This is a genomic window from Providencia sp. PROV122, assembly GCF_028482365.1.
Classification (GTDB): Bacteria; Pseudomonadota; Gammaproteobacteria; order Enterobacterales; family Enterobacteriaceae; genus Providencia; species Providencia stuartii.
Window position 1 is genome coordinate 1 of record NZ_JAMPQI010000063.1, and the last position, 2,967, is coordinate 2,967.

Annotated in this window: 5 protein-coding genes; 1 reads left to right on the plus strand and 4 read right to left on the minus strand. The window is 35.6% G+C overall.

Going from position 1 to position 2,967, the window contains the following annotated elements; all coding sequences use genetic code 11:
- Positions 1-156: 156 nt before the first annotated feature.
- Both PSE69_RS19560 and PSE69_RS19565 read right to left on the minus strand, forming a co-directional pair.
- Complete coding sequence (locus PSE69_RS19560) at positions 157-618, minus strand: hypothetical protein (protein ID WP_272675336.1); 462 nt, start codon at positions 616-618, stop codon at positions 157-159.
- Positions 573-752 (minus strand): hypothetical protein, encoded by a 180-nt coding sequence (locus PSE69_RS19565; RefSeq protein WP_272675337.1) that lies wholly within the window; start codon positions 750-752, stop codon positions 573-575. The genes PSE69_RS19560 and PSE69_RS19565 overlap by 46 nt, the downstream gene beginning before the upstream one ends.
- 159 nt (positions 753-911) lie before the next feature.
- On the opposite strand from PSE69_RS19565, the gene PSE69_RS19570 reads away from it, so the two are divergent.
- Positions 912-1,361 carry a helix-turn-helix domain-containing protein gene (locus PSE69_RS19570; protein WP_272675338.1) on the plus strand — a complete coding sequence of 150 codons (450 nt, stop codon included), beginning with the start codon at positions 912-914 and terminating at the stop codon, positions 1,359-1,361.
- Positions 1,362-1,393: 32 nt separating this feature from the next.
- Here PSE69_RS19570 and PSE69_RS19575 read toward each other — a convergent pair whose 3' ends face one another.
- Both PSE69_RS19575 and PSE69_RS19580 read right to left on the minus strand, forming a co-directional pair.
- Positions 1,394-1,579, minus strand: a complete 186-nt coding sequence (locus PSE69_RS19575) for a hypothetical protein (RefSeq protein ID WP_179991721.1) — start codon at positions 1,577-1,579, stop codon at positions 1,394-1,396.
- 343 nt (positions 1,580-1,922) lie between these two features.
- Complete coding sequence (locus tag PSE69_RS19580) at positions 1,923-2,774, minus strand: nucleotide-binding protein (protein ID WP_272675339.1); 852 nt, start codon at positions 2,772-2,774, stop codon at positions 1,923-1,925.
- Between the last annotated feature and the right edge of the window lie 193 nt (positions 2,775-2,967).

Below are 2,967 nucleotides of genomic sequence, written 5' to 3' on the forward strand. Positions count from 1 at the left end.
TTTCTTGGATTGCACCGTCGAAAGAAGCCCAACCTAACCAGACTTAGCTAATGGAACAAGCTAAGAAGCCATGACCCAATAACTAATCATGGAGAAAAGCAAAGACAGTAAGGCGCTGTCGCTTCGCTCCGTTTAGATTAGTACCACATTGGGGCATTAGGGTTTTTCGTCTATTATTTCTTTCGTTGGCAGGCTCATAGGATTGTGGTACCCAAGCTCAAGAAGCTTAATGTGATTATCATTAATCTTTTGAAAATGAATAACCCAATCTGATGTTTGGTATTTACCATGATGCGTTACAGTAAATTCCGGATCGCCAATATGGGCATGCCATAGTTTATTCTGCTTTGCATAACTAATTATGTGTTCTTTATCTTCACCCACATAGCTAGCAGGAAGATTCCAAGATGGGGATACTTTACCAACCCATGCGGGCTCACCTTTGGCTGGATTTCCAAATAAGCCATAAAGTTCAAAATGCTCAATGAAATCATCTATTTTATCTACCGTAGTATCTGAATACCGGCTACTATAATAGAGATTAAATGTTACAGAGAAATCGACTATTCGCGTTACAGCGATAGTGCTTGTTTTTGATGTAGAGTTTCCGCCGCCCACTGTCTTCTTTGCTCCCTAGTTAACCCAGAAGGCATTCTAACAGATCTTTCCTCAACTCTTGATACGAGGGTATTAAAAGAAGCGCCAAAAATTCTAGCATCTTGTTTTAAAGTTGCATTTATTGAATTTTTCATATTTAGCTCCACTTTTAAAAACTTGAATAAAGCATCTTTGCTTTCTTACAAAATGCTTCAATTCCACCATCATTATAATGGCGTTAGTGTCACCCTATTCATATGAATATGATAATATATGCTTAAAAATAAAGTTTATTTTGATATCAGGGAGTTAAAATGAGTTCTACACTTGAGAGCAAATGGGGCAAAGGGGCGCTATCTCTGGGTTGGACAGCCATACCTACAGTATTGTTCTTTATACAAGGAGAGCGCAGGCTATCGCCAACAGCCTTTAATACCCTACTAAATCTAATAGTTCATTGGTGGGATATTGATGAATGGCCACATCCATCCATTGAAAGTCTAGCTATAAGAATGGGATTATCGACAAGAACAATACAAAGAGCCTTAAACGAACTAGAAAAAGCCAATTTGATAGATCGAAAGCCAACACAAAAAAACAACAAAAAATATAGAGGGCGGAATATATATGATCTGACGAAACTAATTGATTACTTGAATGTTATCGGTCCTTCTGTTGCTGATAGAGTAAGGGAACCAAAAATACATAATAATGTAATCTATAGACGGCACGATAAAAGTAATGATGATGGTTATATACTCTAAAAACATTCCTTTAATCCCTTTTATGTTAAACGCTACAAGTCTTTCATGTGGCGTTTTATCGCACCTTCATTTTCATCCAGCCATTCTTTAATCCGCTCTTCTTCCTCTTGCTCTTTACGCCACTTATCAAGGTCTTCTTGCCTATACTTTCTTTTCCTTGAAACGATTTGATTCAATCTTTTCCATTTTCGCATTTCTGTTTCTGGTTTCGTTTTCATGTAATCACCATCGGCTAATAAATAAACAAATTGTTCTTGCTTTTGATTATCAAAGAGTAAATCACAATATCAAACGATATTCCCCGATTTATCCACCGTGAATGTGGATTGTTTTAAGACTTACTAGAAGAATTTCACCTGAAATAAAAACTTGTTAAAAACGAACTCAAAAGCTCGCAAAACCGTTCTAAACTTTCAGCGTAGATTTGGGCGTTTTATAGGGTGATCGTGTCTTAAAATCGTTTTGAGGGGCTTTTATGGGGATGAATGGGCGGTTTTTGCTAATTAACTCGCCCATTTAACATAAAAGGGATTATAAGAAATGATTTAGGTCATATCAGGATCAGGAAAATAATTTTGATGTGTCAATATCGTACCCTGCTCCTATCAGTTCTTTGACTAATGAGATTTTCCATCCTTCATTTGGGTCATGCGATATATAGACAACACCCGATATATCATTAGGTTTCTCTATATCACCTTTAACAATTGCAGTGACTCTTTGCCTGCCTAATTTACCGATTAAATACCCATGCTCGAAAACTACATTTTGCCTGGCTCTACTTTTCATTGATTCTTGATCATCTTTAGCACATCCAAGGTCACAAGGTGTATAGAGAACAATACCGAAACCGGCATTGCTGTAATGTTCTATTTTTTCAATGATTGTTTTCCCATTACTACTTTTCTCGTGAAGTATGATTGGTTTTAAATCTAGAGACTCTATAAATCTAGCAATTTCAGTTTTTAGTTCGTTATCATGCCCATGGACAATGAATACTTCATTAGCCAAACTAATTTCTTCATTTTTATCAATGGTATCATTTATTTTTTCTTTCACTGTTTTTTTGATTATATCACCCAGTGTTGAAAGTAATTCTTTTGTTATGTCAATCATAAACTTATCACTAAGCATAGATTGTCTGTTGTAAAAGAAAAGTACGTTTGGAGAAACTCGTGACTGCGCTATATCTCGTAATTCTGTTGTCGTTCTTTCAGATTGAAAAATCTTTAATTGTCTAACTTTTTTATGTTCAATATATCGGCCATCAATAAACAGTTCCCTGCGTTCTAAATATGGAATGATTATATGTTTTTTGACATCATCCAAATTATTATTATCTAAATCAAAGAATTGAGTGAAGTTTCCTTTTTTGTTTTTTTCGTCTATTTCTACTTTTACGTTATAGTACATAAAATCATCCTTATTTTGAGTATAAGAAACCTAATGCCCCAATGTGGTATTAATCATAACGGAGCTAAGCGACAACGTCAGTTCTTGTCTTTGCTTTTCTCCATGATCGGTTATTGGGTCATGGCTTCTTAGCTCTCTAATCTAGCTAAGTCTGGTTAGGTTGGGTTTCTTTCGACGGTGCAATCCAAGAAAT

Bases quoted from the DNA above. Each gene is read 5' to 3' on its own strand.
- PSE69_RS19570 (WP_272675338.1), top strand. From the start codon at position 912: ATGAGTTCTACACTTGAGAGCAAATGGGGCAAAGGGGCGCTATCTCTG.
- PSE69_RS19580 (WP_272675339.1), bottom strand. From the start codon at position 2,774: ATGTACTATAACGTAAAAGTAGAAATAGACGAAAAAAACAAAAAAGGA.
- PSE69_RS19575 (WP_179991721.1), bottom strand. From the start codon at position 1,579: ATGAAAACGAAACCAGAAACAGAAATGCGAAAATGGAAAAGATTGAAT.
- PSE69_RS19565 (WP_272675337.1), bottom strand. From the start codon at position 752: ATGAAAAATTCAATAAATGCAACTTTAAAACAAGATGCTAGAATTTTT.